28 protein-coding genes are annotated in these 26,193 nt (G+C 64.4%); 16 read left to right on the top strand and 12 right to left on the bottom strand.

The features are described 5' to 3' along the window. Positions 1-19: 19 nt before the first annotated feature. Complete coding sequence (locus tag MTX23_RS32870) at positions 20-1,045, top strand: cytochrome c peroxidase (RefSeq protein ID WP_280978299.1); 1,026 nt, start codon at positions 20-22, stop codon at positions 1,043-1,045. Positions 1,046-1,062: 17 nt separating this feature from the next. On the opposite strand, the gene MTX23_RS32865 is transcribed toward MTX23_RS32870, so the two are convergent. Further along, a complete protein-coding gene (locus tag MTX23_RS32865) occupies positions 1,063-1,224 on the bottom strand; it encodes a hypothetical protein (RefSeq protein ID WP_280974225.1) in 162 nt (53 codons plus the stop codon). 299 nt (positions 1,225-1,523) lie between these two features. Here MTX23_RS32865 and MTX23_RS32860 point away from each other — a divergent pair, with 299 nt between their 5' ends. Beyond that, positions 1,524-2,507, top strand: coding sequence for a hypothetical protein (locus MTX23_RS32860; RefSeq protein WP_280974224.1), 984 nt, complete (start codon positions 1,524-1,526; stop codon positions 2,505-2,507). Between the two features lie 27 nt (positions 2,508-2,534). On the opposite strand, the gene MTX23_RS32855 is transcribed toward MTX23_RS32860, so the two are convergent. Next, positions 2,535-2,852: a methylamine utilization protein gene (locus MTX23_RS32855; protein WP_280990711.1), complete on the bottom strand. Its 318-nt coding sequence runs from the start codon at positions 2,850-2,852 to the stop codon at positions 2,535-2,537. A 259-nt stretch (positions 2,853-3,111) separates the two neighbouring features. Between MTX23_RS32855 and MTX23_RS32850 the strand changes: the two genes are divergently transcribed. Next, positions 3,112-6,015, top strand: a complete 2,904-nt coding sequence (locus MTX23_RS32850) for an EAL domain-containing protein (protein ID WP_280974222.1) — start codon at positions 3,112-3,114, stop codon at positions 6,013-6,015. 193 nt (positions 6,016-6,208) lie between these two features. On the opposite strand, the gene MTX23_RS32845 is transcribed toward MTX23_RS32850, so the two are convergent. Both MTX23_RS32845 and MTX23_RS32840 read right to left on the bottom strand, forming a co-directional pair. Continuing rightward, on the bottom strand, positions 6,209-6,757 hold the full coding sequence (locus MTX23_RS32845) for a sigma-70 family RNA polymerase sigma factor (protein WP_066515735.1): 549 nt from the start codon (positions 6,755-6,757) through the stop codon (positions 6,209-6,211). Beyond that, positions 6,757-6,960 (bottom strand): NepR family anti-sigma factor, encoded by a 204-nt coding sequence (locus tag MTX23_RS32840; protein WP_280974221.1) that lies wholly within the window; start codon positions 6,958-6,960, stop codon positions 6,757-6,759. The genes MTX23_RS32845 and MTX23_RS32840 overlap by 1 nt, the downstream gene beginning before the upstream one ends. 269 nt (positions 6,961-7,229) lie before the next feature. Here MTX23_RS32840 and MTX23_RS32835 point away from each other — a divergent pair, with 269 nt between their 5' ends. From MTX23_RS32835 to MTX23_RS32825, 3 genes are all read left to right on the top strand, one after another. Then, entirely contained in the window at positions 7,230-8,039 is an 810-nt protein-coding gene (locus tag MTX23_RS32835) for a response regulator (RefSeq protein ID WP_280974220.1), read from the top strand. Positions 8,040-8,261: 222 nt separating this feature from the next. After that, entirely contained in the window at positions 8,262-9,143 is an 882-nt protein-coding gene (locus MTX23_RS32830; protein ID WP_280974219.1) for a DMT family transporter, read from the top strand. A 77-nt stretch (positions 9,144-9,220) separates the two neighbouring features. Continuing rightward, a complete protein-coding gene (locus tag MTX23_RS32825) occupies positions 9,221-9,361 on the top strand; it encodes a hypothetical protein (protein WP_280974218.1) in 141 nt (46 codons plus the stop codon). Between the two features lie 45 nt (positions 9,362-9,406). Here MTX23_RS32825 and MTX23_RS32820 read toward each other — a convergent pair whose 3' ends face one another. Continuing rightward, entirely contained in the window at positions 9,407-9,655 is a 249-nt protein-coding gene (locus tag MTX23_RS32820; protein ID WP_280974217.1) for a hypothetical protein, read from the bottom strand. A gap of 178 nt (positions 9,656-9,833) precedes the next feature. On the opposite strand from MTX23_RS32820, the gene MTX23_RS32815 reads away from it, so the two are divergent. Together MTX23_RS32815 and MTX23_RS32810 are read left to right on the top strand one after the other, a co-directional pair. Then, positions 9,834-10,022 (top strand): hypothetical protein, encoded by a 189-nt coding sequence (locus MTX23_RS32815; protein WP_280974216.1) that lies wholly within the window; start codon positions 9,834-9,836, stop codon positions 10,020-10,022. Further along, positions 9,976-10,176, top strand: a complete 201-nt coding sequence (locus tag MTX23_RS32810) for a hypothetical protein (protein ID WP_280974215.1) — start codon at positions 9,976-9,978, stop codon at positions 10,174-10,176. The genes MTX23_RS32815 and MTX23_RS32810 overlap by 47 nt, the downstream gene beginning before the upstream one ends. An 833-nt stretch (positions 10,177-11,009) precedes the next feature. Here MTX23_RS32810 and MTX23_RS32805 read toward each other — a convergent pair. Then, complete coding sequence (locus tag MTX23_RS32805) at positions 11,010-11,264, bottom strand: hypothetical protein (RefSeq protein ID WP_280974214.1); 255 nt, start codon at positions 11,262-11,264, stop codon at positions 11,010-11,012. 180 nt (positions 11,265-11,444) lie between these two features. On the opposite strand from MTX23_RS32805, the gene MTX23_RS32800 reads away from it, so the two are divergent. The 4 genes from MTX23_RS32800 to MTX23_RS32785 all read left to right on the top strand — a co-directional run bounded on the left by MTX23_RS32800 (position 11,445) and on the right by MTX23_RS32785 (position 14,167). After that, on the top strand, positions 11,445-11,669 hold the full coding sequence (locus MTX23_RS32800; protein ID WP_280974213.1) for a hypothetical protein: 225 nt from the start codon (positions 11,445-11,447) through the stop codon (positions 11,667-11,669). 118 nt (positions 11,670-11,787) lie between these two features. Continuing rightward, on the top strand, positions 11,788-12,468 hold the full coding sequence (locus MTX23_RS32795) for a transglutaminase family protein (RefSeq protein WP_280974212.1): 681 nt from the start codon (positions 11,788-11,790) through the stop codon (positions 12,466-12,468). Between the two features lie 105 nt (positions 12,469-12,573). Continuing rightward, on the top strand, positions 12,574-13,473 hold the full coding sequence (locus MTX23_RS32790; RefSeq protein WP_280974211.1) for a DMT family transporter: 900 nt from the start codon (positions 12,574-12,576) through the stop codon (positions 13,471-13,473). A 301-nt stretch (positions 13,474-13,774) separates the two neighbouring features. Further along, entirely contained in the window at positions 13,775-14,167 is a 393-nt protein-coding gene (locus MTX23_RS32785; RefSeq protein WP_280974210.1) for a hypothetical protein, read from the top strand. A 975-nt stretch (positions 14,168-15,142) separates the two neighbouring features. On the opposite strand, the gene MTX23_RS32780 is transcribed toward MTX23_RS32785, so the two are convergent. The 3 genes from MTX23_RS32780 to MTX23_RS32770 form a co-directional block, all read right to left on the bottom strand. After that, the gene (locus MTX23_RS32780) at positions 15,143-15,580 is read right to left on the bottom strand and encodes a hypothetical protein (RefSeq protein WP_280974209.1); all 438 of its coding nucleotides are present in this window, start codon (positions 15,578-15,580) and stop codon (positions 15,143-15,145) included. 130 nt (positions 15,581-15,710) lie between these two features. Continuing rightward, positions 15,711-16,082: a DUF883 family protein gene (locus MTX23_RS32775; RefSeq protein ID WP_280974208.1), complete on the bottom strand. Its 372-nt coding sequence runs from the start codon at positions 16,080-16,082 to the stop codon at positions 15,711-15,713. 133 nt (positions 16,083-16,215) lie between these two features. Then, positions 16,216-17,328, bottom strand: coding sequence for an AI-2E family transporter (locus tag MTX23_RS32770; RefSeq protein ID WP_280974207.1), 1,113 nt, complete (start codon positions 17,326-17,328; stop codon positions 16,216-16,218). Positions 17,329-17,556: 228 nt separating this feature from the next. Here MTX23_RS32770 and MTX23_RS32765 point away from each other — a divergent pair, with 228 nt between their 5' ends. Then, positions 17,557-18,378: a L,D-transpeptidase gene (locus MTX23_RS32765; protein ID WP_280974206.1), complete on the top strand. Its 822-nt coding sequence runs from the start codon at positions 17,557-17,559 to the stop codon at positions 18,376-18,378. Positions 18,379-18,386: 8 nt separating this feature from the next. Next, entirely contained in the window at positions 18,387-19,028 is a 642-nt protein-coding gene (locus tag MTX23_RS32760) for a DUF2865 domain-containing protein (protein WP_280974205.1), read from the top strand. 94 nt (positions 19,029-19,122) lie between these two features. On the opposite strand, the gene MTX23_RS32755 is transcribed toward MTX23_RS32760, so the two are convergent. The 3 genes from MTX23_RS32755 to cysD all read right to left on the bottom strand — a co-directional run bounded on the left by MTX23_RS32755 (position 19,123) and on the right by cysD (position 24,180). Beyond that, on the bottom strand, positions 19,123-21,285 hold the full coding sequence (locus tag MTX23_RS32755) for a malate synthase G (RefSeq protein ID WP_280974204.1): 2,163 nt from the start codon (positions 21,283-21,285) through the stop codon (positions 19,123-19,125). A 156-nt stretch (positions 21,286-21,441) separates the two neighbouring features. After that, positions 21,442-23,361, bottom strand: coding sequence for an adenylyl-sulfate kinase (gene cysC, locus MTX23_RS32750; protein WP_280974203.1), 1,920 nt, complete (start codon positions 23,359-23,361; stop codon positions 21,442-21,444). Between the two features lie 24 nt (positions 23,362-23,385). After that, complete coding sequence (cysD, locus tag MTX23_RS32745) at positions 23,386-24,180, bottom strand: sulfate adenylyltransferase subunit CysD (RefSeq protein ID WP_280974202.1); 795 nt, start codon at positions 24,178-24,180, stop codon at positions 23,386-23,388. Positions 24,181-24,431: 251 nt separating this feature from the next. Here cysD and cysG point away from each other — a divergent pair, with 251 nt between their 5' ends. Both cysG and MTX23_RS32735 read left to right on the top strand, forming a co-directional pair. Further along, positions 24,432-25,868, top strand: coding sequence for a siroheme synthase CysG (cysG, locus tag MTX23_RS32740; protein WP_280974201.1), 1,437 nt, complete (start codon positions 24,432-24,434; stop codon positions 25,866-25,868). Beyond that, complete coding sequence (locus tag MTX23_RS32735; protein WP_280974200.1) at positions 25,865-26,182, top strand: DUF2849 domain-containing protein; 318 nt, start codon at positions 25,865-25,867, stop codon at positions 26,180-26,182. Before cysG ends, MTX23_RS32735 begins: the two co-directional genes overlap by 4 nt. Positions 26,183-26,193 lie beyond the last annotated feature (11 nt).

The following is a 26,193-nucleotide window of genomic DNA, read 5'->3' as shown; positions in this document are numbered from 1 at the left end:
ATACCGTCTGAGGACCCCGATGAGGCTTTGGGTCAGCCTGACCTTGCTGGCGGCAATTTTGCCGGCGGGGCTGTCGTTCGCCTTGACCGGGACGGAGACGTCGGACGAGCTTGCGAAGGTCCGTGCCAGCTATCGCCGGCCGGACGCCGTTCCCTTCCCAAGCAGCAACCCCTATTCCAAGGCGAAATCCGATCTCGGAGAAATGCTGTTCTTTGACCCGCTGCTTTCGCGGTCGAAGACGCACTCATGCGCGTCCTGCCACAACCCAGCCCTCTCCTGGGCCGACGGGCTTCCGCGCGCCATCGGGGAGGATCCCAAAGGGCTACCGCTTCGCGCACCAACCCTGATCGACGTGGCCTTCACCGAGCCCCTGGGATGGGACGGCAAGTTCAAGACTCTCGAGTCCGTTGCGTTCGGACCTATCGAGAGCCCCGCCAACATGAACATGACGGAGCCGGAATTGATCGCCCGCCTCTCGGCGATCCCCGGTTACGTCGACGCGTTCGCCCGTGCCTTTGGCGACGGCGCGATCACGCGGCCGCGAATCGAAGCGTCGCTGGCGACGTTTGAGCGCTCCATCCTGGCCGGTGAGGCGCCGTTCGACCGGTGGATCAAGGGAGACGACACCGCCATCAGCGCGTCGGCGCAGCACGGTTTTCGAATTTTCAACGGCAAGGCACGTTGCTCGTCCTGTCACAGCGGCCCGTCCTTCTCGGACGGATCCTTTCAGGACATCGGTACCGCGAAGGGCAAGGACATCGGGCGGGGCAGTTTCTTTCCGACCTCCGTCAAGCTGCGATACGCGTTCAAGACGCCGACATTGCGCGACGTTGCGCGTCGCGGGCCCTACATGCACGACGGATCGGTCGCGACCCTGGAAGACGTCATAGAGCTGTACAACAAGGGCGGAATCGATCGGCCGAGCCGGTCTCCGGACGTCAAGCCGCTGTCCCTGACAGCCAGCGAGAAGAAGGACCTCATCGCCTTTCTTCAGACGCTGACCGCATCCGCGCCAGCGTCCATGGCGCCAAGGCTGCCGCGATGACGGCCGACTGACGCGTGTCAGGACACGCTCGGCAGGACGCACCCCAACAGGCCTAGACCCACGATCAGAAGCGCCCCCGCGCAGGTCTCCAGGGCATCGGTCCGCTCCGGATACCGTTTTGCTCCGAGGGCGAGCACCGAGCCCACCCCGACACTCACGACACTCAACGCTTCGAGCATGCATCGGCTCCCTATCCGCCTTGTCTGCGCTTTCACTACGACAGGTCGAATTGAGGCTCCGTCCAGGAATTAGCTAAAATCCGAGACAATCGGCGGAAAGCGGCGTAAAGGCGCCGGCCTGTTCATCGTTAACCACGAAACAACCAATGGGTGTTGGCCTGCAAAAACTGCTAAAATTTGATGTAAGATGAACAGATCGTTAAAGGTGGGCGGTAGTTGAAATGTTCAGTGGATGGGAGCGGGGTGCCAATTCGGCACCGCGTGGGCGCTCCGTCTTCGCCAAGTGCATTCTCGGGATTTTGTTTTGCGTCATCGCGGCACGAGAGGCCGATGCGCATGTCAAATGGTTTTGTGCCTATAACGTCGCCGGGCAGCCCCGCGGTCTCGAAAATGTCCTGTGCCAGGATTTCGAACTGCTGCTGGGCGTTGCCGTCTTCTGGCTCTTCGCCGGCTGCCTGATCGAGCCAACTGCTCTGGGTGCGGCAACGATCCGCGTCCTCGACCGGATCACCGAGCCGCTGCGGCTGCGCACGGAGACGATGATCCGCGCCGTCTGTGCTTTCTTCTTCATCTCGATCTGGGCCGTCGGCGGAATCCTGCTGACCCCTGAGCTGAAGACGACGTCGCCCCTCGTGGGCATGCTGCAGCTTGGCATCGCTGCCGGCATGCTGTCGCGACGAACGCTGCCGCTGTCTGCAGCCGGGATCGCGATCCTGTTCGGGATCGGCGTGCGCGACTACGGCATCTTTCACCTTGCCGACTATCCGATCTTTCTCGGGGTCGCTGCCTACCTGGCGCTTGTCGGGCTCAAGAAGGACCTGTTCGGAATTTCGCCGCTCGACGTGGTCAGGTATTCGGCCGGCGTGACGTTGATGTGGGCCTCCATCGAAAAATGGGCCTACCCGGAATGGAGCTTCCCGCTGCTCATCGAGCACGCCACCATCACGTTCGGCTTCGACAACGAATTCTACATGCGTGCTGCGGGCATGGTGGAATTCACCCTCGCCTTCGCGCTGCTGTGGACGCCGCTGATCCGGCGCTGCGCGGCCGTGGTGCTTACCGGGATGTTTATCGGCGCATGCTTCGAATTCGGAAAGATCGACGCGATCGGGCACTCGGCGATCGTGGCCGTCCTGCTCGCAATCGTCTGTGACAACCGCACGTCCGCGCGCGACGTTCGTGCGGCGTGGCTTGCGCCCGTCAGCCTGTGCGCGGCGCTGACCGTGACGCTGTTCGTCTACTATGCCGGTCACGCCGCGCTGTTCAAGACATCGATATTGTAGGGCCGCCGGGATCGCTGCCCGAGACCACTACTTGGCGACGTGGACGGTGAGCTTCATTTTCGGATGAATGCCGCATAACACCGTGTAGTCACCGGATACGGGAAAGGCGACGTCATATTTGCTGCCCGGCTGCTGATCGCCGGAATCGAAGCTGAACTTGTCCGAGCTCAAATAAGCGTGATGCAGCAGTTCGCCGTCGTCGTTAATGAACCGTAAAGTCTCGCCACGCCTGATCGAGATCTCCGCGGGTCTGAACTCCCGATCCTTCTGTGAGATGGCATAGGGGCTCGCGCCCAAGGCCGTTCCTGCCAGCGCTCCCGCGATCATCGCGGCCGCAATCTCCACGCGGCCGAACCTGCCCAGTCGCAAAGCGCACAACCAGCCTGACTGCATTTGACCCCCGCTCGAAAGTCGGACATCAGACATCCTACGGCGCAAATGGTGCCTTCAGGGTTACTTTGTCATGATGATTATCGGCAGTTGATCTTAACGATTTTGGCATGAGTTGTAGTCACAACTAGCGCAATTTACGCAAGCAGTTTCTTTCCGCTGCGTCAGGTGTTCTGCGTGGCTCGAGTAACGTACACTGCAGCCGGACACGGACATGGACCTTCTCTTGAGCCTGAAAACGGGAAGTGTTGCGGTGTTTCGGTTTGTTTCCGGCTGCCTGTCGCGTGTCGCTTTGACCAAAGGCTCAATTCGTACCCAAATTCTCATTTTCTCCCTTGCGATGAGCGCCATTGCGGTGGCGCTCGGGGGATACTCCGTGCTTGGAATCCGCCATGCCGGCGATCTGGTGGCCAGGACGTTCGACAAGTCTTTGATGTCGATCAACTACGCCCGCGCTGCGGGCGCGGACTTCGCCGCAATGCGGGTGGCATCGTCGCAACGCCTGTTGACCACCGACCCGACGGCCCGCGCCAGGCTCGACAGCCAGATCGAAGCGCTCGCGAAGACGCTTTCGGAAGATCTGACCGTCGCTGCCGATCGGTCGCAGTCGTCCCGGGCCGCGAAAGCCGCCGCCAAGGTTCAGGAAGCCGCCGACGCCTGGATGGCGCTGCACCGTCGCGCCGTCGAATCGTCTTCGCAGGAAGCTGCTGCGTCCGGGTCGCATGCACCGGGCACGTCGGTCGGTGACGTCGACCGATACGCCGAGATCGTCAGTCAGCAGGTTGAACTGCTGGTCAACTATACGGCAGGCGACGGCTTTCTGTTTCGGCAGCGGGCACTCTCGACGATCAAGCGGGATCTGCAGCTCAATGTGGCAGGGCTGACCGCTGCGCTGTTTCTGTCCGCGCTCTTTTCGTGGTTGCTGGCGCGCCGCATCATTGGACCGGTCGCCATTGCGTCGAAGGCGGCAAGGCGCATCGCCGGCGGCGATCTCGATGCAACGATCCCCAAGGGCGGCACCGACGAACTCGGCACGCTTCTGACCGCAATGGAAACCATGCGGGACAACATCAGAAGGACGGTCGATCAGGAAGTGTCGCAACGCCGGTCGGCACAGGCGAGGCTGTCCGATGCGCTGGAAACGTCGCATGAAGGCGTCGTGCTTCTGGGCGCGGACGGCGAAATCGCTCTGGCGAATTCGCGCGCAAGCGAGTTCATCCGCCTCTCCCCGCGGCTTCTGCGCTCGGATCGACTCGATGCCGCGGCGCCGGCCGATGGCGAGGTCAATGGATTCGCGAGTGAGGCCCAGCTTTCCGATGGACGATGGTTGCGCGTGAGCCGGAGCGAGACCCAGGAAGGCGGCGTCGTCCTTGTCTACAGCGACATCACCACGCTGAAGCAGCAAAAGGCAGAGCTGCACGCGACCAATCTGCGGCTCGATGCGGCGCTGACGCACATGTCGCAGGGCCTGTGCCTCTACGACAGAGACGGACGGCTGCAGGTCGTCAACCCGCGGTTCTGCGAGATCTTCGATGTTTCGCCCGAATTGATCGTGCCGGGGATGACGCTGGAAGACATCCTCGAGATGAGTGTTGCCGCGGGCAATCATGGCACCCGGACCGTGGCCGATCTGCTGGCGGAGCGCGAGCGGTCGATCAACGCGCGCGAGGGAGGCAACTATCTCCAGCATCTGAGCGACGGGCGCATCATTTCGATCGCGCAGCGACCGACATCCGACGGCGGGTGGCTTGTCACCTGTGAGGACGTGACCGAGCAACAAAGGGCGGAGTCGCAAATCGCGTTCATGGCCCGGCATGACGCCCTGACCAAGCTGCCGAATCGAACCTTGCTCGCCGAACGGATCGAGCAGGCGGTTGCGCAGGCCGGCCGGGGCCTTGGCTTTGCCGTCTTCTGCCTGGATCTCGACAACTTCAAGCAGGTCAACGACACACTCGGGCACCCGGTGGGTGACGAATTGCTGTGCGCGGTCGCGGACCGCCTGAATGCGTGCGTCCGCGAGGTCGACACCGTCGCGCGCTTGGGTGGCGACGAGTTCGCAGTCATACAATGCGGCATCCAGAATCCCGAGGACACCGAGCGTCTTGCGCGCCGCATCGTCGAATGTGTCGCAGCGCCGTACGAGGTGAGCGGGCATCGCGTCGTCGTCGGGTGCAGCGTCGGAATGTCGGTGTCGCCGGGCGACGGCACGACCGGCGAGAAGCTCTTGAAGAACGCCGACGTCGCGTTGTACCGCGCCAAGATGGAAGGCAGGGGAACCTGGCGGTTCTTCGAGCCTGCGATGGACGCGAGCCTGCAGCGGCGCCGCGCGCTCGAGCTGGATCTTCGCGAGGCGATGGCCAAGGACGAGTTCGCGCTGTTCTATCAGCCTCTCTATGATCTGCATCTCGACCGCATCTGCGGCTTTGAGGCTTTGCTGCGCTGGCATCATCCCAAGCGCGGACTCGTGCCGCCCGACCAGTTCATTCCGATCGCGGAAGAGATCGGGCTTATCGTCAAGCTCGGAGAATGGGTGCTCAATCGTGCCTGCGAACAGGCGGTCACCTGGCCGAGCGAGATGAAGCTTGCGGTCAATGTCTCTGCGGCCCAGTTTCGCGATCCGGGGCTGATCGACATCATTTCCGGCGCACTCGCAGCTTCAAAGCTGCCGCCGCGCCGGCTTGAGCTCGAGATCACCGAATCCATCTTCCTGGCAAACAGCACCGAGACGATTGCGATGCTCCACGAGCTGAAGGCGCAGGGGCTGCGCATCGCATTGGACGATTTCGGCACCGGCTATTCGTCGCTGAGCTATCTGCGCAGCTTTCCGTTCGACAAGCTCAAGATCGACAAGTCGTTCGTCCGGGACGCAACGGCGACCCATGGGTCGAAATCGATCGTCCGCGCCGTCATCAGCCTCGGCAGAAGCCTCGGCATGACGACCATCGCCGAGGGAGTCGAGACGGTCGAGCAACTGGACCATATGAGAGCGGAAGGCTGCAACGAGGCCCAGGGCTTCCTGTTCAGTCCTCCGGTCCCGGTGACCGAAATCGCGGCGAAGATTCTGGAGCTGAGAAACGGCTTCAAGGCAGACTCGTTCAGGAATGCGATGGCGAGCTAGAGCATGATCAGGAAAAGTGTGAAGCGGTTTTCCGAAAAGATCATGCTCAAACAAGAGGCTAAAGCGCGATGACGATTCAACCCAATCTCATCGCGCTTTAGCGGCGCGTGATCGCGCTCGCCGAGTCCCTCTTGCACCCCAAACGAAAAGGCGGCCCGGTCGGGCCGCCTTTCCTGATCCGCATGTCTCGCGCCTAGCCGCCATTGCCGCCGATCACGGCGCGCACGGTGTTGTCGGGGCCGAAATCCTCGGCGCTGTCGACATAGAGCAGGGCGCTCAGTTTCGAGCGCGCACGGTTGACGCGGCTCTTGATGGTGCCAACCGCGCAACCGCAGATCGCCGCGGCATCCTCGTAGGAGAAGCCCGAGGCGCCGACCAGGATCAATGCCTCGCGCTGGTCCTGCGGCAGCTTGTCGAGCGCGGCGCGGAATTCCTCGAACTCCAGATGCGCGGCCTGCGACGGCTGGCTCTTCAGCGTCTTGGCATAGTTGCCTTCGGCGTCCTCCACCTCGCGTCGCCGCTTCCGGTAGTCGGAGCGAAACAGGTTGCGCAGGATGGTGAACAGCCACGCCGGCAGGTTCGAGCCCGGTTGGAACGAGTCGATGTTGGCGATCGCGCGCAGCAGGGTCTCCTGCACCAGATCGTCGGCGCGATCGCCATTACCGGAAAGCGAGATCGCGAACGCGCGCAGGCTCGGCACGGACGCCAAGATGTCGTCGCGAAGTTCATTCGTGAGAGGCATTAGTCCCCTCCATTGTTCTTGTCAGCATCGCCCCCGGCAACGGCCGCCGCAGCAGCCTCAGGCCCGTCGAGTTTGCGGATCAATTCCGCAAAGCGGTCGGGCACCCCCTGTCGCACCACGTCGTCGTACATGGCGCGAAGCTGGTGGCCGATTCTTGATTGAATCTCGGCGTTGAGACCGCCCTGCTTCTTTACTTCCTTCATGATCTGATCCACGCTTCCCCGGGAGTTAAGTCTCTGATTTCCAAGTCGTTTCCTCGAGCACAGAGGTTGGCCGCGTCACCTCGTCGGTTCGGAGCTAATGCAAAGTTGCGCAGAAAGTTCCGAAATGCTGGAACTATTTCACGGAACTTTTTCGCCTTTCGCGCGTAGTCCGGCATGCGGGGGAACAGGGGTCGCCCTATGAGCTTGATACGTCACCCCAGGGCAACGTGTTTCAGGCCGATAGGCTCAAGAACAAGGATGGAGTGGGAATGTCCCGATCGCAGGTCGTTGCTGAACATCTTCCGTTGTTGCGGCGCTATGCGCGCGCGCTGACAGGAAACCAGGCGTCGGGAGACGCCTATGTCGGGGCCATGCTCGAGGCCCTGCTGCAGGATGGATCATTGCTGGATCAGACTTACGGCCCGCGCGCCGGGCTGTTCCGGCTGTTCACCCAGATATGGAATTCAGTGTCCGTGAACAACGACAACGCCGACGTGGCGACGTTGTCGTTGCCGCCGGAGCGCAGGCTCTCCAATATCACGCCGTTGCCGCGCCAGGCCTTCCTGCTGCTTTCGCTGGAAGGCTTCTCGGAAGAGGAGGTGGGTTATATCCTCGGCACCGACATCGCCGAGACGCGCAAGCTCACCGACGCCGCCGGCCGCGAAATGGCCGCCGAGATCGCCACCGACGTGCTGATCATCGAGGATGAGACCTTCATCGCGATGGACCTCGAGAGCCTGGTGAAGAATCTCGGCCACAACGTCATCGGCGTGGCCCGCACCCATTCGGATGCGGTGGCGCTCGCCAAGAACAAGAAGCCCGGCCTGATCCTCGCCGACATCCAGCTCGCCGACGGCTCGTCGGGCCTCGATGCGGTGAACGAGCTGCTGCGTACCTTCGAGGTGCCGGTAGTGTTCATCACCGCCTATCCCGAGCGCTTCCTGACCGGCGAGCGGCCGGAGCCGGCGTTCCTGATCTCAAAACCGTTCCAGCCGGCGATGGTGTCGGCGGTCGCGAGCCAGGCGCTGTTCTTCCAGCGCAACTCGCGCAACCGCACGGCGCGCGCGGCGTCGGCATGATGTCCTGATTCAGATAGGCTGGCAGAACCTGGTACCGGCGCGCCGCAAGGTGCGCCGTTTTTCTTTAGAGCATGATCTTTTCGGAAAACCGCTTCACACTTTGCGCTAGCGTGGCCCTCCGGGTCCGGATCATGCTCCAGGCGACCTTCGTGCGCGTTTCGCGCGGCCCGACATGCGGCGCAGGCGGTGGAGCCTCACGTGTCCGCCTGCTAAGCGCATGCCATGGACACAACGCGGCGCGACAGATCGATCGGTTTTCTCTGCCTGTTGGTGACGGCCTCCGGCTGGGCGCTGAACTGGCCGCTGATGAAGCTGTTGCTGCAGCAATGGCCGCCGCTGTTCGCACGCGGGTTGGCCGGAACCTGCGCGGCGGCGATCCTTGGGCTCCTCGCACTGGTCCGCGGGCAGTCGCTCGCGGTACCCCGCGAAGCGATCCCGCGGCTGCTGTTCGCGTCGTTCACCAACGTCTTCGCCTGGATGGGCTTCGGCACCATCGCGATGAAGTTCGTCACCGTCGGCGAGGGTGCGCTGCTGGCCTACACGATGCCGATCTGGGCGATGCTGTTCGCCTGGCCGGTCCTGCACCTCCGCCCGACGCTGCGCGACCTTGCTGCGCTGGTGCTGGGCGTCGCCGGTGTCGCGTTGCTGCTCGGCGGAGCCGGCTTTGCCTTCACCGCCGGCAAGCTGACCGGCATTGCGCTCGCGCTCTCCTGCGCGATCCTGTTCGCGCTCGGCAACGTGCTGAACGGCAAGCCGTTGCCGATGCCGCCGCTTACCGTGGTCGCCTGGCAGGTCGGCATCGGTTGCCTAGTGATGCTGGTGCTGGGCGTGCTGTTCGAGCACCCGAACTACACGGCGATCACGCCGCTCGGCATTGGCTGCTTCGCCTACATGACGCTGATGCCGATGGGCATCTGCTACCTCACCTGGTTCGAGACCCTGCGCCGTCTGCCGCCGACCTCGGCCTCGACCGGCATGCTGCTGGTGCCCGTCATCGGCGTGGTCTCCGCCGCGATCATCCTGGGCGAACCTCTGGGCCTGCGCGAACTCGGCGCCATGGTGCTCACCCTCGGCGGCGTGACACTGGCGCTGCGGCGGGCCTGACGCGCGCTGTTTCCTGCCGGGTCTGAAGGGAACCGACGTCACTGGGGCGCGTTCTCTGCAAGATAAGGAGCTTGGCCATGCGCAAGGTACTCGCGCAGCTTGATGAAGAGCAGAAGGCGCAGCTGCTTTATATCGCGGATCTCGGCACGGCGATGTTTACGTCGGCGCTGGTGGTCTGCATCCTGAAGGGAATCGTGGACCTCTTCAGCGGGGCTTGAGCCGGCGCCGCATTGTGCTCTGGGCACGGACCGCGCAACGCGCCGTCAATCCTTTGTGGGCGCGTCCGTTTCCGTCTGCGTGTGCCCCTCAGGCCCTCGATCGAACACACCATATTCGCTGGATTTCACCCCGGCTGCGGCATCGACGGCCGAGCTTGCCAGGCCGAGCCTGAGCAGCTCGCGGACCGCCGCGGCGCGGGTCGGCATGCGGTGCCTGAATCGGAAATCGTCGACGGCCGTCAGTTCTTCGGGGGAGAGCATGACCTGGAGACGTTCGGCACGAAGCTCGTTCATTGCTGACCACCCAAACTTAGTCAGTTGAGCAATTTGCTGAACGAACCAAATTGCGTCGGGTTCCTCAAGCTCAGACAAAAAAGTTAACTTAGTAAAATTACCAAGCAAAATCAATAATTTACGTGGGTGAAAACGGAACGAATCTAGTGCCCGCGTCTTTCTACTCCGGAGAGATGTCATGGCCGACGAGCTCAAGCTGCCCCGCAAGCTATCCGAGGAGCCGGCTGCGCCGAAGCCGCTGCGGCCGAGCCACGCGCGGGTCATCGAGCAATTGGACCGCTGGGCCAACAGTCCCGGTCTTCAACCGCCAAAGGTAGACGATGCAGAAGACGATGCAGAAAGTGATTCAAAGACGGAAGCGATCTGAGCCCCATACATTCGAGCAACGCCTGGAAGAGCATCGGGTGCGGCTCGAGCGCGAACTGGTGCGGCTGCCGGCCGGCGCCAAGCGTGAGCAGCTTATCTCGCGCATCGAGCAATTGCGGGCCGCAGCCGAGCTGAATGCGATGCTGTCACTATAGGCATGAGCGATTGCGCGCGGAGGGGCCGGCTTAGCAGCCGCGGCAGATCGAACGTATGTTGGCGCTGACTTCCGCGCTATCCTTCGAGCTTTCCGTGGGAGGGCCGAGCCAACTGGGGCGTGCCCATCCCGCCGGGGAAGGGCCTTCCCATCCGGGACGTTCCCAATCCGGCCTTGCTGGCCTTGCCAGAAAGATAATGGGTAAGGTGAACTTGAGCGCATCCTCGTCCATTTCTGCGGGCGGTGGCGGAAGGGGTTGCGCACGTTCGACAATCGCACACGCTTCGTTGTCGAGCGCGGAATTCCACTGTTCTCGACTAGCCAGGTCGACAGCAGCCTGCCCATCCGGTCGAGGCGCAAGCTGACTTTGACGGTCGCGGTCTTCCCCTCGGGCGGTGTGGACGGCCGCTTGGCGGCGTCCAAGCGCGCTACCAGTTCCTTTCTCCATGCATCGACCGCGCGGCTCTGTGCGAACGACGGAGTGGCAGTTGCGATCAACAAAGCAACGACAACGATCCGCTGCTACATGAAAAGACCTAATCAATTCCAATCGCCTTGCCCGTGCGGTCCTATTCGCACGACGGTTGATTGCAAGCGACGCCGCTCGTTATGCATCGGTTTTGCGCCGCCGACATCCAATTCGAAAAAACGTCTTGCCTGCACCGGTGCTGCACCGCCGGGGGCTACATCGCGGCGTCGGTTGCGCTGCCGATCCTGCGCTGTTCGGCGGCCTGTTCCTGGTGAGGACGTTCGCGACGTAGCGCTCTGGAGCATCTTCGAGCGAAGTGGATATCCCTTCGCGCGAAGCGGACGCGTCGATCAGAGCCGAAACAGCTAATCGGTCGGGTGCCGGCCGGTGCGTGGGTTCAATGGGTCGGTCGGCCGTCGCCGCAGTGCCTCGGGGAGGAACGCCTCGCTGCGCTTGGGCGAGGCGTCGGCGCGGACGTCGGCCGCCCATTGTGCGCGTTCGTGCGAGGTCTGGTTGTCGTCGAATGTCCGCTTCACGTCGGTCCCATCGACCGGATCGTTGACCCCATGCTGGCTCACCGGTCCGTTGGTGCCGCTGTGGATATCGCTGGAATCGTCCATGGCGGGCTCCGCTTGCGGTTTCATCCGGACCAACGTTGCCCGTTCGCGCGTCGTTCCGAAAATGTGAAGGGCTGGCGGCGCGATCCACTGGCCGGAATCCTTGGCTCGTGCAGGACCAGTCGGTAGTATGGAACCCGTTTGGGGCCCAAGACCAAGGCAAGACCAAGGAAAGACCAGGGAATGAAGCACGTCGACGTCGCAGTGATTGCTGCCACCTTGTGGCTGCTGGCGTCGATGGTGCTGGACATCCTGACGCCGAAGTCCATCACCGCGCTGATGATTGCGGGCGCACTCGCCCCGCCGTTCCTGATCGGGATCGGCATTCATTTCGCACGCGAATACTTCAAGGCGAAGCGGCACAGCTACGGGCCGCCGCCCCGATGGGACGAACGCTTCAAGAACTGAGCAGGGCAGGCGTGCGATTGCTGCATTGAACCGCGCCGAGGCGGCTTGCTATAGCGTTGCCAAGCGAAGCGAAAACCGCGCGCGCGAGGAAAACGCATCAAGGCAAAGGGTTTGCGGCATGGCCGACACGCTCCCCGATACGATCAGCCGCCTCTACACCGACCCCGGCGAATATATCGACAGCGATCATCCCGCGGTCGAGCAATTCGCCCGTGCCGCCGTCCCTGCCGGGGCGAGCGCGCGCAACAAGGCGAGCCTGCTGTACAAGGCGGTGCGCGACGGCATCCGCTACAACCCCTATGTCAGCATGCGAACGCCCGAGAGTTACCGCGCCTCCAGCGTGCTCGCCGCCGGCAACGGCTATTGCGTCGGCAAGGCGGCGCTCTACGCCGCCGCCTGCCGCGTCCACGGCATTCCGGCCCGTGTCGGCTTCGCCGACGTCCGCAACCACCTCACCACCGAGAAGCTGCGCCAGAGCATGGGGACCGACCTTTTCACCTGGCACGGCTTCACCGAGGTGTTCGTCGACGGCGCCTGGCGCAAGGCGACGCCGACCTTCAACGATACGCTGTGCGCCAAGCTCGGCGTCAAGCCGCTTGATTTCGACGGCCATTCGGACGCGCTGCTGCATCCCTTCGACGGCGCCGGGCGCGCCTACATGCAGTATGTCAACGACCACGGCACCTACCACGACGTGCCCGCCAAATTCCTGATGCGCGAGATGGCGCGCGAATATGCCGACATGCATGGCGAGGACCTCTCCGGCCGCGACATGGAGCGCGAGGCTGCTGAGCAGTAGCGGGCGGGTGTCTCGGCGGATGACGGCGCTGACGCAAACAACCTTCGTCGATTGCGCGCCGACTGAGGGGGGCGTGTTATGGATGCGGAGTTGCCGAAAGCTTCGATGAGCCGCTCGGCTACGGGCTGGCAGGACGCGGTCGCGCTGATCGGCTTCATCCTGGTTGCCGCCGGGCAAGCCTCCAACCAGGTTCTGGCGCGCGGCCTTGCCGGCTCGGTGCCGCCGTTTTCGCTGGCCTACTTCCGCTGGAGCATCATCGCCATCGGGCTGGCGCCCTTTGCGATCGCGGCGATCCGCGATGGCAAGATCCCGCTGGCGCACAGCGCCTGGCCAATCCTCGCCGCGGGCTTTCTCGGCATGTTCCTCTGCGGCGGCCCGGTCTATGTCGCCGGCATCACGACCACGGCAATCCACATCGCGCTGATCATGGCGCTGTCGCCGATCGTCGTACTCCTGATATCGGCAGCGCTCGGCATCGAGCATATCGGCCCGCTGCAGTGGCTCGGGACGGGTCTTGCGCTCGCCGGCGCGCTCCTGATCGTCTCGGGCGGTCACCTGGAAACCTTCACCCAATCGGCGGCGGCATGGGGCGACCTGCTGGTCGTGTTCGCGATGCTCGGGTGGTCCGGCTACACCCTCCTGCAATCGCGCGTCGCGCCGCGTGCCTCGCTGCTGGCGCGCGTCAGCCTCTTCGCCGCGGCTGGCGCGCTGTGCTCGCTGCCGCCTGCGATCCGCGAGATGTGGATCGAACCGGCACAGGTCTTCAACGCCAGGGCGCTGGAGGCCTACGTCTTCGCCGGTCTCGTGCCCGGCCTGCTCGCCTACGCCGGCTTCGCCTGGCTCGGCGGCAAGTTCGGCTCGGTGCGGACGTCGCTGGTGCTCTATGTCGCGCCGATCGCGAGCGCGATCCTGTCATGGATCATCCTCGGCGAGCCGCCGACCGCGCTCCACGTGCTCGGCGGCGTGCTGATCCTCGGCGGCGTCTGGGCAAGCTTGCGGAAGTAGCCGCGGCGCGCGATGAGGCGCGCAGATCAGTCGGCTCTATGCCGCGCGTAATGCACAAAAAGCAGGGCGCGACCGGCATCACCACGATCGCGCCCTACGTCGCCGGTCAATGGGGCAGGGGGAATAACCGGCTGCCGAAATGACGCAGAAACCCCCGGACTCGTTCCGGGCGAGCGAAAATATTTTTTGTACACGGTTAAGTGATTGTGGGAGGCCAGAACCCCCCAGCTTTTGTTCGCGTTGTGTCCGGGATCGCCAAGGGAATTTTAAGGGAATTTTTCACGGGGCGAGGGACATCACCATGTCACAGATTCATATGGGAATTTTCGGCGTGCTCGCTATTGGCCTCACGCTCGGAGCCGTCCAGCTCGCGTCGGGCCATGATCTGATCGGCGGCCAGCAGGTCGCCACGACCCCGGCGCCCGAGAGCGCCGTCAATCGCGCCGCCAAGGCCGACCGTGCCGCGGCGCCGGTGGCCGGTCAGAAGACGAAGACCATCGCGTTGAAGTTCGACGGACTTCCAGCCACCTCCGTCGTGGTCCGTGTTCCCGCGGCCAAGGAAGAAGCGCGCAACCGCCCGGTGGCGCCCGCTCCGGCCCGGCCCGGCGAGGCCCGCAAGGTTGCTTGCGAGCCCGTGGTCAGCGTGCTGACTGACGTCGCCAAGCTCCTGCAACCCGGCCGCTGCGTGACCTGAGGCCGATTGCGCTGATCCGTGACCGGTCGGCGCGGCCAGCGTCCACGCTCTTGTCAGTCCGGCCTCGCGCCAAATGGCGCGCCCCGGAACGACCGCGGCAATCGCATAAAGCATCACTGGCCTCAGGGGCTAACGTTGTTTCCGCGTCGTCATGGCCGGGCTTGTCCCGGCCATGACGAGTTTGCGGCTAGACCAACCAAACCGCACGCATCGAACGCGCAGCGTGATCTGCATATGCAGTTGCCCTGCCGGAACGACGGTGGAGGATGGAACGCCGCCCCTGGCACTGATTTGCCCGACGGCGCAAGACCCCGATGCGAAAATATTTCTGTTTTCCGGAAATGCAACTCAGTCTATGATCCGCCCGTCTCACCCGCTTGAGGGGCGCTTCGCGATCGTCACGAGTGTTGGGTCGAGATGCGGTGGACGCTCACTGCGCGACTGACGAGGGCGCAGGAGGCGGACGGTGAAGTCGTGCAGGCCTGACGCCCTAGTGGCAGGTGTCTCGTCAGCAAGAGGCTATGCCTCTGCTGATGACGGTGACAACAAAGCCCAGTCTCGCCGGGGAGAGCACGTATAAGCCGTAACCCATCGCGCAGGGAAAGCCGGGATTGCTCCGGTTTCACCTGTGGTCCTACCTCCCGAGCTTTCCATTTGCTCGGGACCCATGGGTGCGATCGGCACCCGGCTTTCCCTGCGCCCTCTGCTGATTGAGAGGGCGGAACGAGATGCAAAGCTCGGACAGATCGTGTCGCGAGAATGTAAAGTTGCGTTCCCATCCACTTCTGTCATCGCCCGGCTCGACCGGGCGATCCAGTACGCCGCGGCCTGTCGGTCAAGCTCCACGTCTCTGGAATACTGGATCACCCGCAGGTGCGGGTGATGACACCGCGCTGTTTGACATTTTAAATCGCCAAATCGAGGTCCATCCGCGACGACGTTTCCGGCCATCCGCCGGAACAACCGCGCGGGCCGCTACTTTTCCGTCGGCTCGTTGCTGCCGGCAGCGCTGCGGCTTGCCATCAGGCCGAGTGCGAGGCCGCCCACCGCCAGGATCGGGATCAGCCGCTTGGCGCCGATGGCGCGGACGATCTGCAAGCCGGTGGCGATCACCACCGGATCGGTAAGAGCGTTGGCCGCAGCAGCCTTGGCGGCCTTCTCGGCCTGCCGCCGCATCTCGCGCTTGCGCACTGTGTACGCTATGGCGGCGATCAGCGTGACCACGAAGAACAGCGCGGCACCGGCAAGGCATGCCTCCACCGGGCCGTAGTGCTGCAGCACGAATACGAAGGCGGCCGCGCACAGGAAGACGATGGTGATGAACAGCGCAGCCGCGACGGCGCCGGCGAGCGAGGTCAGCCGCAGGGCGTTCCCGGCGGATTGCTTGACGTCATCGATCAGCCGCTGAAGCATTGCGATGCCTTGCCCTGTAAAGTGCTTCGACAAACGACGCGGCGGCGCGCCAGCGTCGCCAACGCGCTATGAGGCGTGGTTTGTGCATGATTGCCATCGCTGACCTTACTCGCCGGAAGCCATTGGTCGTTTACCGGCGCCAGGTGAGGCCGATCAGAAAGCCGAGGCCGAGCGCGAGGCCGACGGTCGCAAGCGGCCGCTGCGTGATCACCTCTTCCAGTGTTTCCTCGATCGAGGAGGCTGCATCCTGCGCCGCGCCCATCATCGCGCCGCTGCGCTCCGACATGTCGTCGAGCGCGGATTCCGCGTTGGCGCGCGTCTCGCTGTAGCGGCGGCGGGCCTGCTTGCCGGCATTGCCGGCAAACGAATTGAGCGCTTGGGTGATCTGTTCGGTGAGGGCGGCGATATCGTTCTTCACGGCGGTGACATCCTTCTCGAGACGTTCGTAGGTCGCTTTGTCCGTCATGTTCTTGATCCCAAATGCGCTGTCCGTGCCCGACATCGAAAGCACCCTCGGAAAAACCCTGCGTTGAAAAAACGCCTCGCTGTCGGCAAAGTTCCTGGCGTGAAACCGCGCATTCTCGTTTGACACGTTTTCTTCACGCGAACCGGTGCCCACTTCGCTTGAAGCGCTTCTAGCCTTCAGGCAGCTGCGGCGAATTGACCGGCATCAAATGCTCTTTCACGATCAGCCCGACGATCAAAAGCGGCGACGACAGAAAGGCGCCCATCGGGCCCCATAGCCAGGTCCAAAACGCCAGCGCGAGGAAGACCGCGAGCGCATTCAACGACAGCCGGCGACCGACGATGGTCGGGGTGATGAAATGTCCTTCCAGGAAGGTCACGACCGTGAAGCAGGCCGGCGCGATCAGTCCGGCAGCGATCGTTGGCAAGGCGATGATTCCGATCACGACCAGCACCACGAACATTGCGACCGGTCCGATGATCGGGATGAAGTTCAGCGTCGCGGCGAGCGCGCCGAGACCCGCCGGGCTCGGCATGCCCGTCATCGCGCAGATCGCCCCGGTGACGATACCGACGCCAGTATTGATCACGGTCACGGTCAGCAGGTAGTTGCCGAGATGCGTCTCGAGCTCGTTCAGGATCCGCAGCACGCGCAGCCGCGCCTGCCGCTCGCGGAAGGTCATGACCAGCGTGCGACGCAGATCCTTCCAGCTCGCGATGAACAGGATCAGGGTCGCGATGAACAGCAGGAATTCGGCGAAGGTCGGTGACAGGAATTCCAGCGTCGGTTGCACCCATTCGAACTTCGGGAGCTGGAAGGCGGGGAGCGTCTCGGAGCCGCCGACCATGCTCTGCAGCTCCTGCCACAGCGCAAGGAGGGGGTCGAACACGTGCAGCTTTTGCTTCAGGATCGCGCCGAGCTCCGGCAACCGCGAGCTCCATTCCACGATCGGCGACGAGATCAGCCCGACCAGGAAGGCAACCGCCGCTCCGACCGCGATCACGAGCAGCACCGCACCGAGTGGGCGCGGGATCCGGTAGCGTTCGAGGAAGCTCGCCGCCGGCGACAACATGGTGCCGATGATGAAGGCCATGGTGATCGGCAGGAAGAATGCGCGTGCCAGATAGAGCACCACAACGACGACGATCACGAGAAGCGCGACCAGCGCGAAGGCCACGACCTCGGCGCGGCGGATCACTGGCGGCCGTTCGGCCTTGCTGTCGGGGACCGGGGTGCCCTCCGGCGTATCGGCGAGGAAACGTTCACTTGGAAGGACGCGCACCAGACCTCTCCCGCGCGGGGACAAACACATCCGCGCCGCGAAGTCGCCCCGCGCGTCGAATTACCAAACGACAACGGTGCATCCGGACGAAGGTTCCATCGCGGAATCGTGAGGCTGCGTGGGTTGACAGTCGCGGCCTTGAGATGATTCGCGGCGGAACCGCATGGCGGCAACGCGCGTTTGTCCGCCATCGCATCACCACGATGCGCATCCCTTCAGGGGCAGCACATGACACAGCAGTCTCTCGTCAGCCGCCGGCTTTCGTCGCGCGCCACGCGCACCCTTGCCCGCACTCTTGCCTTCGCCAGCGTCCTGTTCGTGACGCCATTCATCGCCACCAGCGCGGCCAACGCGCAGGCCAATCCCCAGACACTCGGCTACGCGTCGACCCAATCAGGCGCCTTTCCGAGCGACGAGGTGTTGAACGATCCCGCGGCCGAGGACGGTGCTCTGCCGGCGCGCTTCCGCCGCACCACCGTCGCGCTCAACACGACCGAGGCGCCGGGCACCATCATCATCGACACCGGCAACACCGCGCTCTATTACGTGCTCGGCGGTGGTCGCGCGATCCGCTACGGCGTCGGCGTCGGCCGCGCGGGCTTCACCTGGTCCGGCGTGCAGAGCATCAGCCGCAAGGCGGAGTGGCCGGATTGGCATCCGCCGGCCGAGATGATCAAGCGTCAGCCCTATCTGCCGCGCTTCATGGCGGGCGGTCCGGGCAATCCGCTCGGCGCGCGGGCGATGTATCTCGGCTCGAGCGAATACCGTATCCACGGCACCAACGATCCGACGACGATCGGCAAGTTCGTGTCGTCGGGCTGCATTCGCTTGACCAATGAGGACGTCACCGATCTGTTCAGCCGCGTCAATGTCGGGACCAGGGTTGTGGTGCTGCCGAAGAACGGGCCGCATGTCGCCGCACGCGAGCTCGGTCCGACGACGACCGAGATCTCGGTGCGCCCGGGTCCGATGTCGCCGCGGCCTACGGTGATGACGCAGCGCTCGGGTCGCCAGGCGATGAACATCCCGGTCTCGTCCGCGCTGTATTGAGGATCGGCATGGTGAAATGGAATACCAAGCGGTGGGTGCGCGGGACGGCCGCATTGTTCGGCCTCTCGCTTGCGCCCGCCGCGCAGGCCCAGGACTTTTTCTCGGAGCTGTTCGGCGGCCTGATGCAGGGACGCCCGCCGCTCATCCGCGTGCCGTTCGACGACGGCAATGCGCCCGTCGCGCCGCGGGTCGAGCGTCCGCGCTATGGCAGCACTGGCGGCGGCCAGGCCTATTGCGTGCGGACCTGCGACGGCCGCTACTTCCCGATCTCGACCTCCGGCAAAGCGAGCAAGGCCGAGATTTGCAGCAGCTTCTGCCCGGCGAGCGAGACCAGGGTCGTCTACGGCAGCAGCATCGACAACGCCGCCACCGAAAACGGACAGCCATACTCCGAACTGCCCAACGCATTCCGCTATCGCGACGAGATCGTTACGGGCTGCACCTGCAACGGCAAGGATTCGGTCGGGCTGGCCGCGATCAAGATCGAGGACGATCCGACCCTGCGCAAGGGCGACATCGTCGCCGGCAAGGATGGCCTGATGTCGGTCGGCCGAGGTGCGGACCGGCGCGGAGCGCAGCTCAACTTCACGCCGGTGCCGGAGCGTATCCGTGCCAGGTATGGGTACCCGCCTGTGGTGGCGCGGGAGTAGCGGATGTCGGTGCCTGCCGGAAGGGTATCTCCAACAAAAAAGCCCCGGCTTCACGCCGGGGCTTGTGCTTGTCACGTCGTCGCGGGCGCGCAAATCAGCCCGCGGCCTTGGCCTCGCGGCGGCGCGCGGTGAGGATGTATTCGGTGTAGCCGTTCGGCTGCTCGCGGCCCTTGAACACCAGGTCGCAGGCAGCCTTGAAGGCGACGCCGTCGAACGAGGGCGCCATCGGCCTGTAAAGCGGATCGGCGGCGTTCTGCTTGTCGACCACGACGGCCATGCGCTTCAAGGACTCCATCACCTGGTCCTTGGTGATGACGCCCTGATGCAGCCAGTTCGCCAGATGCTGGCTCGAGATGCGCAGGGTGGCGCGGTCTTCCATCAGGCCGACATCGTGGATGTCGGGCACCTTGGAGCAGCCGACGCCCTGGTCGATCCAGCGCACGACATAGCCGAGGATGCCCTGGCAGTTGTTGTCGATCTCCTGCTTCACGTCGTCGGGCGCCCAGTTCGACTGCGACACCGGGATGGTGAGGATGTCGGAGAGCTTGGCGCGCTGGCCGCCCTTGGCGAGCTCCTGCTGCCGGGCGATCACGTTGACCTGGTGGTAATGCAGCGCATGCAGCGTCGCGGCGGTCGGCGACGGCACCCAGGCGGTGGTGGCGCCAGCCTGCGGGTGGCCGAGCTTTTGTGCGAGCATGTCCGCCATCTTGTCGGGCGCCGCCCACATGCCCTTGCCGATCTGGGCATGGCCGGGCAGGCCGTCGATCAAGCCGATGTCGACGTTCCAGTCCTCATAGGCCTTGATCCAGGGCTGCGCCTTCATGTCGTTCTTGCGGATCATCGGCCCCGCTTCCATCGAGGTGTGGATCTCGTCGCCGGTGCGGTCGAGGAAGCCGGTGTTGATGAACATGATGCGCTTGGACGCGCGCTGGATGCAGGCCTTGAGGTTGACCGTGGTGCGGCGCTCCTCGTCCATGATGCCGACCTTCAGCGTGTTCTCCGGTAGTCCGAGCATCTTCTCGACTTCGGCGAACAGGTCGCAGGTGAGCTGCACCTCGTCGGGGCCGTGCATCTTCGGCTTGACGATGTAGGCCGAGCCGGTGCGGCTGTTCTTGACCTTGGAGTTGCCCTTGAGGTCGTGGATCGCGAGCAGGCCGGCCACGGCGGCGTCCAGGATGCCTTCCGGAATCTCTTCGCCCTTGGCGTCGAGCACGGCGTCGGTGAACATGTGGTGGCCGACATTGCGCATCAAGAGCAGGCTGCGGCCATGCAGTTTCAGCTCGTCGCCCGCGGGCGTCTTGTAGATGCGGTCGGCATTGAGCGAGCGGGTCATGGTCTTGCCGCCCTTCTCGAAATCCGCCGACAGCGTGCCGTTCATCAGGCCGAGCGTGTTGCGATAGACCAGCACCTTGTCCTCGGCATCGACCGCTGCGACCGAGTCTTCCATGTCGAGGATGGTGGAGACGGCGGCTTCCATGATCATGTCGGCGACACCGGCCGGATCGTCCTTGCCGATCGGATTGTTGCGGTCGATCTTGATCTCGACATGCAGGCCGTTGTTGACGAGCAGGATCGCGCTGGGCGCGGCGGCATCGCCCTGGTAGCCGGCGAACTGCGCGCCGTTCTTCAGCGCGGTGGCACTGCCGCTCTTCAGCTTGGCGGAGAGCTGACCGGAGACTACGGTGTAGGAGGTGACATCGGTGTGGCTTCCGGTCGCAAGCGGCGCCGCGGCATCGAGGAAAGTCTTAGCCTTGGCGATCACCTTGTCGCCGCGTGCCTTGTTGTAGCCCTTGCCGGACTCGCTCGGATCATGCGGGATCGCGTCGGTGCCGTAGAAGGCGTCGTAGAGCGAGCCCCAGCGCGCGTTCGCGGCGTTCAGCGCGTAACGGGCATTGGTGAGCGGCACCACGAGCTGCGGGCCGCAGATCTTGCCGATCTCCTCGTCGACATTGGCGGTCTCGACCTTGTGGGTCGCCGGCTCAGGCAGGAGATAGCCGATCTCCTTCAGGAATGCGGTGTAGGCGTTGATGTCGAAGGCCTTGCCCTTGTGGGCGCGATGCCAGTCGTCGATCTTGGCCTGCAGCGTGTCGCGGACGGCGAGCAGCTCGCGGTTCCGCGGCCCGAGCTTCTGGATGATGGCGGCCAGTCCGGCCCAAAACGCATCGGGCGCGATCCCGGTCTTGGGCGTCGCCTCCTTGGCGATGAAATCGAACAGGACAGGGGCGATCTTCAATCCGTAGGCGTCGACACGAGTCATGATGGGCTTTCTCAAAAGAACCGGGCGTTTCGAGGCCGTTTTCAAGCGAAAACAGCAAAAAACGCGCCAAAGGGCCGCGTTCACCGCCCTTTTAGCCCTAAAAACGCGGCTCTGAGAAGGCCCCTTTGTCGCCGGGGCGACGACAGGTCAAAGGCGTCAGATATTCGCCGCGAGATCGGTCAGTTCGTCGAACACGATACCGGTCCTGGCCAACATCCGCTCGATCTCGTCGGTGGCGTCGCTGACCGAACGGTTCGAGGTATCGATGGTCAGCTCGTTGCCGGTCGGCGGCTGATAGTCGTTGGCGATGCCGGTAAAGCCCTGCAGCGCGCCCGAGCGGGCCTTGGCGTAATGGCCCTTGGGGTCGCGGGTCTCGCAAACCTCGGCCGGCGTCGCAACGTAGATCTCGCGGAACGCGCTGTCTGCGATGCGACGCGCTGCCGCACGATCGGCTGCCGATGGCGACACCGCGGCGACGATCGCGATATGGCCGTTGCGGGCGAGATGGGTCGCGACCTCGGCGAGACGGCGGATGTTCTCAGCTCGATCCTGCGGCGAGAAGCCGAGATCGCCGTTGAGCCCGGCACGCAGCGTGTCGCCGTCGAGCAGGATCGGCGAGCCGCCATTGCTGAACAGCCGCCGCTCCAGCGCACGTGCCAACGTCGACTTGCCGGAGCCGGGCAGGCCGGTCAGCCAGATCACCGCGCCGTTGTGACGATAGCGCGCGGAGCGCTCGTCGGGACGCAGCGCGGATTCGACCGGCACGATGTCGACGGGCACGGCAGGACGGCCGGCGTCGACCGACAGCACGAGGCCGCCGCCGGCGATGCGGCCGTTGACCTCGATCACCAGACGGCCGGTGCGCGGATTCTCGGTGTAGGGATCGGTCGCGACCGGCTGCGCCAGCGAGATGTCGATCTCGCCGACATGGTTGCGCGCGATCGCCGCGTTCTCTTCATTCGACAACGCGCCCGGATCGACCGCCTTCTCGATCGCGACGACGGTGGCGCGGCTCTCCCTGGTGCCGAGCCGGATCAGGATCTGCTCGCCCTTGGTGAGCGGCTTGTCGTGCAGCCAGAAGATGCGCGCGCGGATGCGGCGGGTATCGCGTGGGCTCTGTCCGGGATGGCCGATGATGTCGCCGCGTTCGATGAACAGCTCGCGGTCGAGCGTGATTCCGACCGAACGTCCCGCGGTCTGCGGACCGTCGACCGGCGTCACCGGCCAGCTCTCGACCGTCTTGATCCTGGCGATCTTGCCGGCCGGCATGATCACGATCTCGTCGCCCGCCTTGAGGCTGCCGGACTCGATGCGACCCGCGACGATGCGGCGGTCGTCGAACTTGTAGATCGCCTGCGCCGGCAGCCGCAGCGGAAGCTGCGCCAGCGGCCGCGCCGGCTCGAGCGCATCGAGGGCTTCGACCACGCTCGGTCCGGAGTACCAGCCGATCCGCGGCGTATGCTCGGCGACGCCGTCGCCGTCGCGTGCGGAGATCGGGATCACCGCGGACGGTGTCACGCCGAGGCCGATCAGGTGCGCCGAAATCTCGTCGCTGATCTCCTTGAACCTGATGGCGCTGAAATCGACCCGGTCCATCTTGTTGACGACCACTGCGACCTGCTTCACGCCGAGCAGATGCAGCAGATAGCCGTGCCGCCGCGTCTGGTCGCGCACGCCTTCGAGTGCGTCGATGATCAGCACCGCGCCGTCGGCCTGCGAGGCGCCGGTGATCATGTTGCGCAGGAATTCGGCGTGGCCGGGGGCGTCGATCAGCACGACGTCGCGCGAGCGGGTGCGGAAGCGGATCTGCGTGGTGTCGATGGTGATGCCCTGGTCGCGCTCGGTCTGCAGCGCGTCGAGCAGGAACGACCATTCGAACGGCATGCCGCGCCGCGCGCTGACCGCCTTCAGCATTTCCAGCTTGCCGTCGGGCAGGCTGCCGGTCTCATGCAGCAGGCGGCCGACCAGGGTGGATTTGCCGTGATCGACATGGCCGACGATGACGATGCGAACCTGCGGCCGCGTGGTGCCGTTGGGCGTGGCCGAGATCGAGGCGGTGGGAAGGATCATGTTCATCGAAACGCTCGCGCCAATATGAGATCAGAGATAACCGGCGACACGCAGCCGCTCGAACGCATCCTCGGTCTCGTGGTCGAGCGCGCGGCCGGCGCGTTCCGGGATCTTGGTGGCGTCGAGCTCGGTCAGGATTTCGTCGATGTTGGATGCGGTCGATGCGACCGGGAAGGTGATGTCGGCATCGCCCAGCGAGCGATAGCGCTTGCCGTCCCTGGCGAGATAGAGCGGGATGATCGGAATGTTTTCACGCTTGGTGTAGGCCCAGATGTCGGCCTCGGTCCAATGCAGGATCGGATGGATGCGCAAGTGCGCACCCTGCGGCGGCGAGGCATTGAAATGATCCCAGAATTCCGGCGGCTGGTCGCGCACGTCCCATCCACCCTCGACGCCGCGCGGCGAGAACACCCGCTCCTTGGCGCGCGTCGCCTCCTCGTCGCGGCGGATGCCCGCGATCAGTCCGTCAAAGCCGTGCTTGACCAGCGCCAGTTTGAGGCCCTCGGTCTTGCGCGCGGCGGAGCGCGCGGCCGGCGGCAGGGTCGGATCGACGCTGTCGATCGGCGGGCAGGGCTCGACGCGCAGGTCGAGGTCCCATTCCTTTCCGAAGTGGTCGCGGAACGCATACATCTCCGGAAATTTCTTGCCGGTGTCGACATGCAATGCCGGGAAAGGGACGCGGCCGAAGAACGCCTTCCGCGCCAGCCAGATCATCACGTTCGAATCTTTGCCGAGCGACCACAGCAGGGCCAGCTTCTTCAGCCGCGCGAACGCCTCGCGCAAAATGTAGATGCTCTGCGCCTCGAGCTCGTCGAGGTGATCCATCGTCGGCGCATCCCGCCCGGCCGAAAAATTCGGCACGGAAGATGCTTTCGGAAGGACTGCGGGCCGCGATCCGGCGGCGGCGGCGGATTCGTTGTCGAGAAGATGCATCTATCGGCCCTTGGCCCGTGGGGGTGAAAATTCTAAAGTTGCGCCGCAATAGAGAAGAAATAATTTTCTATTTATCGGCCTTGATCGAGAGATAAATAGAAAATAATTTCAGTCAACCCCCAAGTTGGGGAAGCGAGTGTCTGATGCGATACCTGCCCGTCTTTTTGGATCTGCAACGCGGCAAAGTGCTGCTCGTCGGAGCTGGCGAGCTTGCGCGCGCCAAGTTGCGCCTGCTGGCGGCTGCGGGCGCCCATGTCCGCTGGTATGCGACCGACGGCGATCATGAGCTCGCGGGCCTCGCAGCAGGCGAAACGGCGCGCGTCGAGCGCGCCGAGGGTGATCCGCTCGCGGCCGATCTCTCCGATGTCATCGCCATTCTGTGCGCCGGTGCAGGCGACGTCGGCGTCGCGATGTCTGCGCGCGCAAAGGCGGTTGGCCTGCCGGTCAACGTGATGGACGACCTCGCGCATTCCAGTTTCATCTTCCCGGCGATCGTCGATCGTGGCGATGTCGTGGTCGCGGTCGGCACCGGCGGCGCGTCGCCCGTGGTGGCTCGCCGCGTCCGCGAGCGCATCGAGGCGGTGCTGCCGGCGCGCATCGGCGATCTCGCCGGCTTCATCGGACGCTTCCGCAAGTCGATCCACGCCCATATTCCTGAGTTTTCGCTGCGCCGCCGCTTCTGGGAGCGCATTGTTGACGGTCCGATCGGCGCGCTGGTGCTGGCCGGCCGCAACGACGAGGCCGAGCAGGCGCTGACCGCCATCGCCGATCCCGCCGCCTTTGCGGGCGCGAATCCGGAAGGCAAGGCCGAAGGGCATGTGACGCTGGTCGGGGCCGGTCCGGGCGATCCCGATTTGCTGACGGTCAAAGCGTTGCGCGCGCTGCAGGACGCCGACGTCGTGTTCTACGACGAGCTGGTGTCGCCTGAGATTCTGGACCGTATCAGGCGCGATGCCGCGCGGATTCCGGTCGGCCGCCGTGTCGGCAAGCCCGGCATCGGCCAGGACGCCATCAACAAGCTGATGATCGAGGCTGCGAAGTCGGGCCAGCGCGCGGTGCGGCTGAAGGGCGGCGATCCCTTCGTGTTCGGCCGCGGCGGCGAGGAGATCGAGGTGCTGCGCGACGCCGGCGTCGCCTATTCGGTTGTTCCCGGCATCACGGCCGGCCTCGGCGCTGCTGCGCAGTTCGAGGCGCCGCTGACCTATCGGCACGAGGCGCTGCGCATCACCTTTCTCACCGCGCACAAGGCGCGCGACGCCGCGGTCGTCGATTGGTCGGTGCTGACCGACAGGAAGATGACTGTCGTCGTCTACATGGGCATGACCGCGGCGCCCTCGATCCGCGCCGGCCTGCTCGCCGCAGGGCGCTCGCCGGAAACGCCGGTCGGCGTGTTCGCGCGCGTGACGCGCCCGGACGCCAAGGCCGCGGTCGGCACGCTCGCGCGGCTGCCCGAACTGGTCAAGAAAATCGATGGCGGTCCCGCCATCCTCATCATTGGCGATGTGGTCGCGCATTCCGCGCCCTGGCGTCAATCCAACCTCAACCAAGTCATCACAGAACTGCTGGAAGCTGCCCAATGACCTCTCCGCTCGAACAGAAGAAAATCCGGATCACTGGGCCGTCGGTGGTGACCGCCAACCGCACCTGGGACGGCGCCGTCGTGTACCGCACCGCGCAGAAGGGCTGGTCGACCGATCTGCCCGACGCGGCGATCGTGAGCACGTCCGACGATGCACGTGCCCTGCTGGCCGACGCGGTGGCCGACGATGTCGGCGCGGTCGGCGCCTATATCGCACCGGTCGAGCTCAAGGACGGCGGCAAGGTCAGGCCCGGCAATCTCCGCGAACACATCCGCGCCAAGGGCGTCACCATCGACCTCCGGGTGCCGGCGTAAGGTTCATCGAT

This window comes from Bradyrhizobium sp. ISRA436, from assembly GCF_029910015.1.
GTDB lineage: Bacteria > Pseudomonadota > Alphaproteobacteria > Rhizobiales > Xanthobacteraceae > Bradyrhizobium.
The sequence above is the reverse complement of the archived record's forward strand: the minus strand, read 5'-3'. Positions and strand labels throughout refer to the sequence as shown.

Bases quoted from the DNA above. Each gene is read 5' to 3' on its own strand.
- MTX23_RS32815 (WP_280974216.1), top strand. From the start codon at position 9,834: ATGGCCGACGAGCTCAAGCTGCCCCGCAAGCTATCCGAGGAGCCGGCT.
- MTX23_RS32835 (WP_280974220.1), top strand. From the start codon at position 7,230: ATGTCCCGATCGCAGGTCGTTGCTGAACATCTTCCGTTGTTGCGGCGC.
- MTX23_RS32840 (WP_280974221.1), bottom strand. From the start codon at position 6,960: ATGAAGGAAGTAAAGAAGCAGGGCGGTCTCAACGCCGAGATTCAATCA.
- MTX23_RS32795 (WP_280974212.1), top strand. From the start codon at position 11,788: ATGGCCGACACGCTCCCCGATACGATCAGCCGCCTCTACACCGACCCC.
- cysG (WP_280974201.1), top strand. From the start codon at position 24,432: ATGCGATACCTGCCCGTCTTTTTGGATCTGCAACGCGGCAAAGTGCTG.
- MTX23_RS32820 (WP_280974217.1), bottom strand. From the start codon at position 9,655: ATGAACGAGCTTCGTGCCGAACGTCTCCAGGTCATGCTCTCCCCCGAA.
- MTX23_RS32790 (WP_280974211.1), top strand. From the start codon at position 12,574: ATGAGCCGCTCGGCTACGGGCTGGCAGGACGCGGTCGCGCTGATCGGC.
- MTX23_RS32865 (WP_280974225.1), bottom strand. From the start codon at position 1,224: ATGCTCGAAGCGTTGAGTGTCGTGAGTGTCGGGGTGGGCTCGGTGCTC.
- MTX23_RS32780 (WP_280974209.1), bottom strand. From the start codon at position 15,580: ATGCTTCAGCGGCTGATCGATGACGTCAAGCAATCCGCCGGGAACGCC.
- MTX23_RS32845 (WP_066515735.1), bottom strand. From the start codon at position 6,757: ATGCCTCTCACGAATGAACTTCGCGACGACATCTTGGCGTCCGTGCCG.
- MTX23_RS32775 (WP_280974208.1), bottom strand. From the start codon at position 16,082: ATGTCGGGCACGGACAGCGCATTTGGGATCAAGAACATGACGGACAAA.
- MTX23_RS32755 (WP_280974204.1), bottom strand. From the start codon at position 21,285: ATGACTCGTGTCGACGCCTACGGATTGAAGATCGCCCCTGTCCTGTTC.
- MTX23_RS32870 (WP_280978299.1), top strand. From the start codon at position 20: ATGAGGCTTTGGGTCAGCCTGACCTTGCTGGCGGCAATTTTGCCGGCG.
- MTX23_RS32850 (WP_280974222.1), top strand. From the start codon at position 3,112: ATGGACCTTCTCTTGAGCCTGAAAACGGGAAGTGTTGCGGTGTTTCGG.
- MTX23_RS32785 (WP_280974210.1), top strand. From the start codon at position 13,775: ATGTCACAGATTCATATGGGAATTTTCGGCGTGCTCGCTATTGGCCTC.
- MTX23_RS32735 (WP_280974200.1), top strand. From the start codon at position 25,865: ATGACCTCTCCGCTCGAACAGAAGAAAATCCGGATCACTGGGCCGTCG.
- MTX23_RS32810 (WP_280974215.1), top strand. From the start codon at position 9,976: ATGCAGAAGACGATGCAGAAAGTGATTCAAAGACGGAAGCGATCTGAG.
- MTX23_RS32760 (WP_280974205.1), top strand. From the start codon at position 18,387: ATGGTGAAATGGAATACCAAGCGGTGGGTGCGCGGGACGGCCGCATTG.
- MTX23_RS32765 (WP_280974206.1), top strand. From the start codon at position 17,557: ATGACACAGCAGTCTCTCGTCAGCCGCCGGCTTTCGTCGCGCGCCACG.
- MTX23_RS32830 (WP_280974219.1), top strand. From the start codon at position 8,262: ATGGACACAACGCGGCGCGACAGATCGATCGGTTTTCTCTGCCTGTTG.
- MTX23_RS32825 (WP_280974218.1), top strand. From the start codon at position 9,221: ATGCGCAAGGTACTCGCGCAGCTTGATGAAGAGCAGAAGGCGCAGCTG.
- cysC (WP_280974203.1), bottom strand. From the start codon at position 23,361: ATGAACATGATCCTTCCCACCGCCTCGATCTCGGCCACGCCCAACGGC.
- cysD (WP_280974202.1), bottom strand. From the start codon at position 24,180: ATGGATCACCTCGACGAGCTCGAGGCGCAGAGCATCTACATTTTGCGC.
- MTX23_RS32805 (WP_280974214.1), bottom strand. From the start codon at position 11,264: ATGGACGATTCCAGCGATATCCACAGCGGCACCAACGGACCGGTGAGC.
- MTX23_RS32800 (WP_280974213.1), top strand. From the start codon at position 11,445: ATGAAGCACGTCGACGTCGCAGTGATTGCTGCCACCTTGTGGCTGCTG.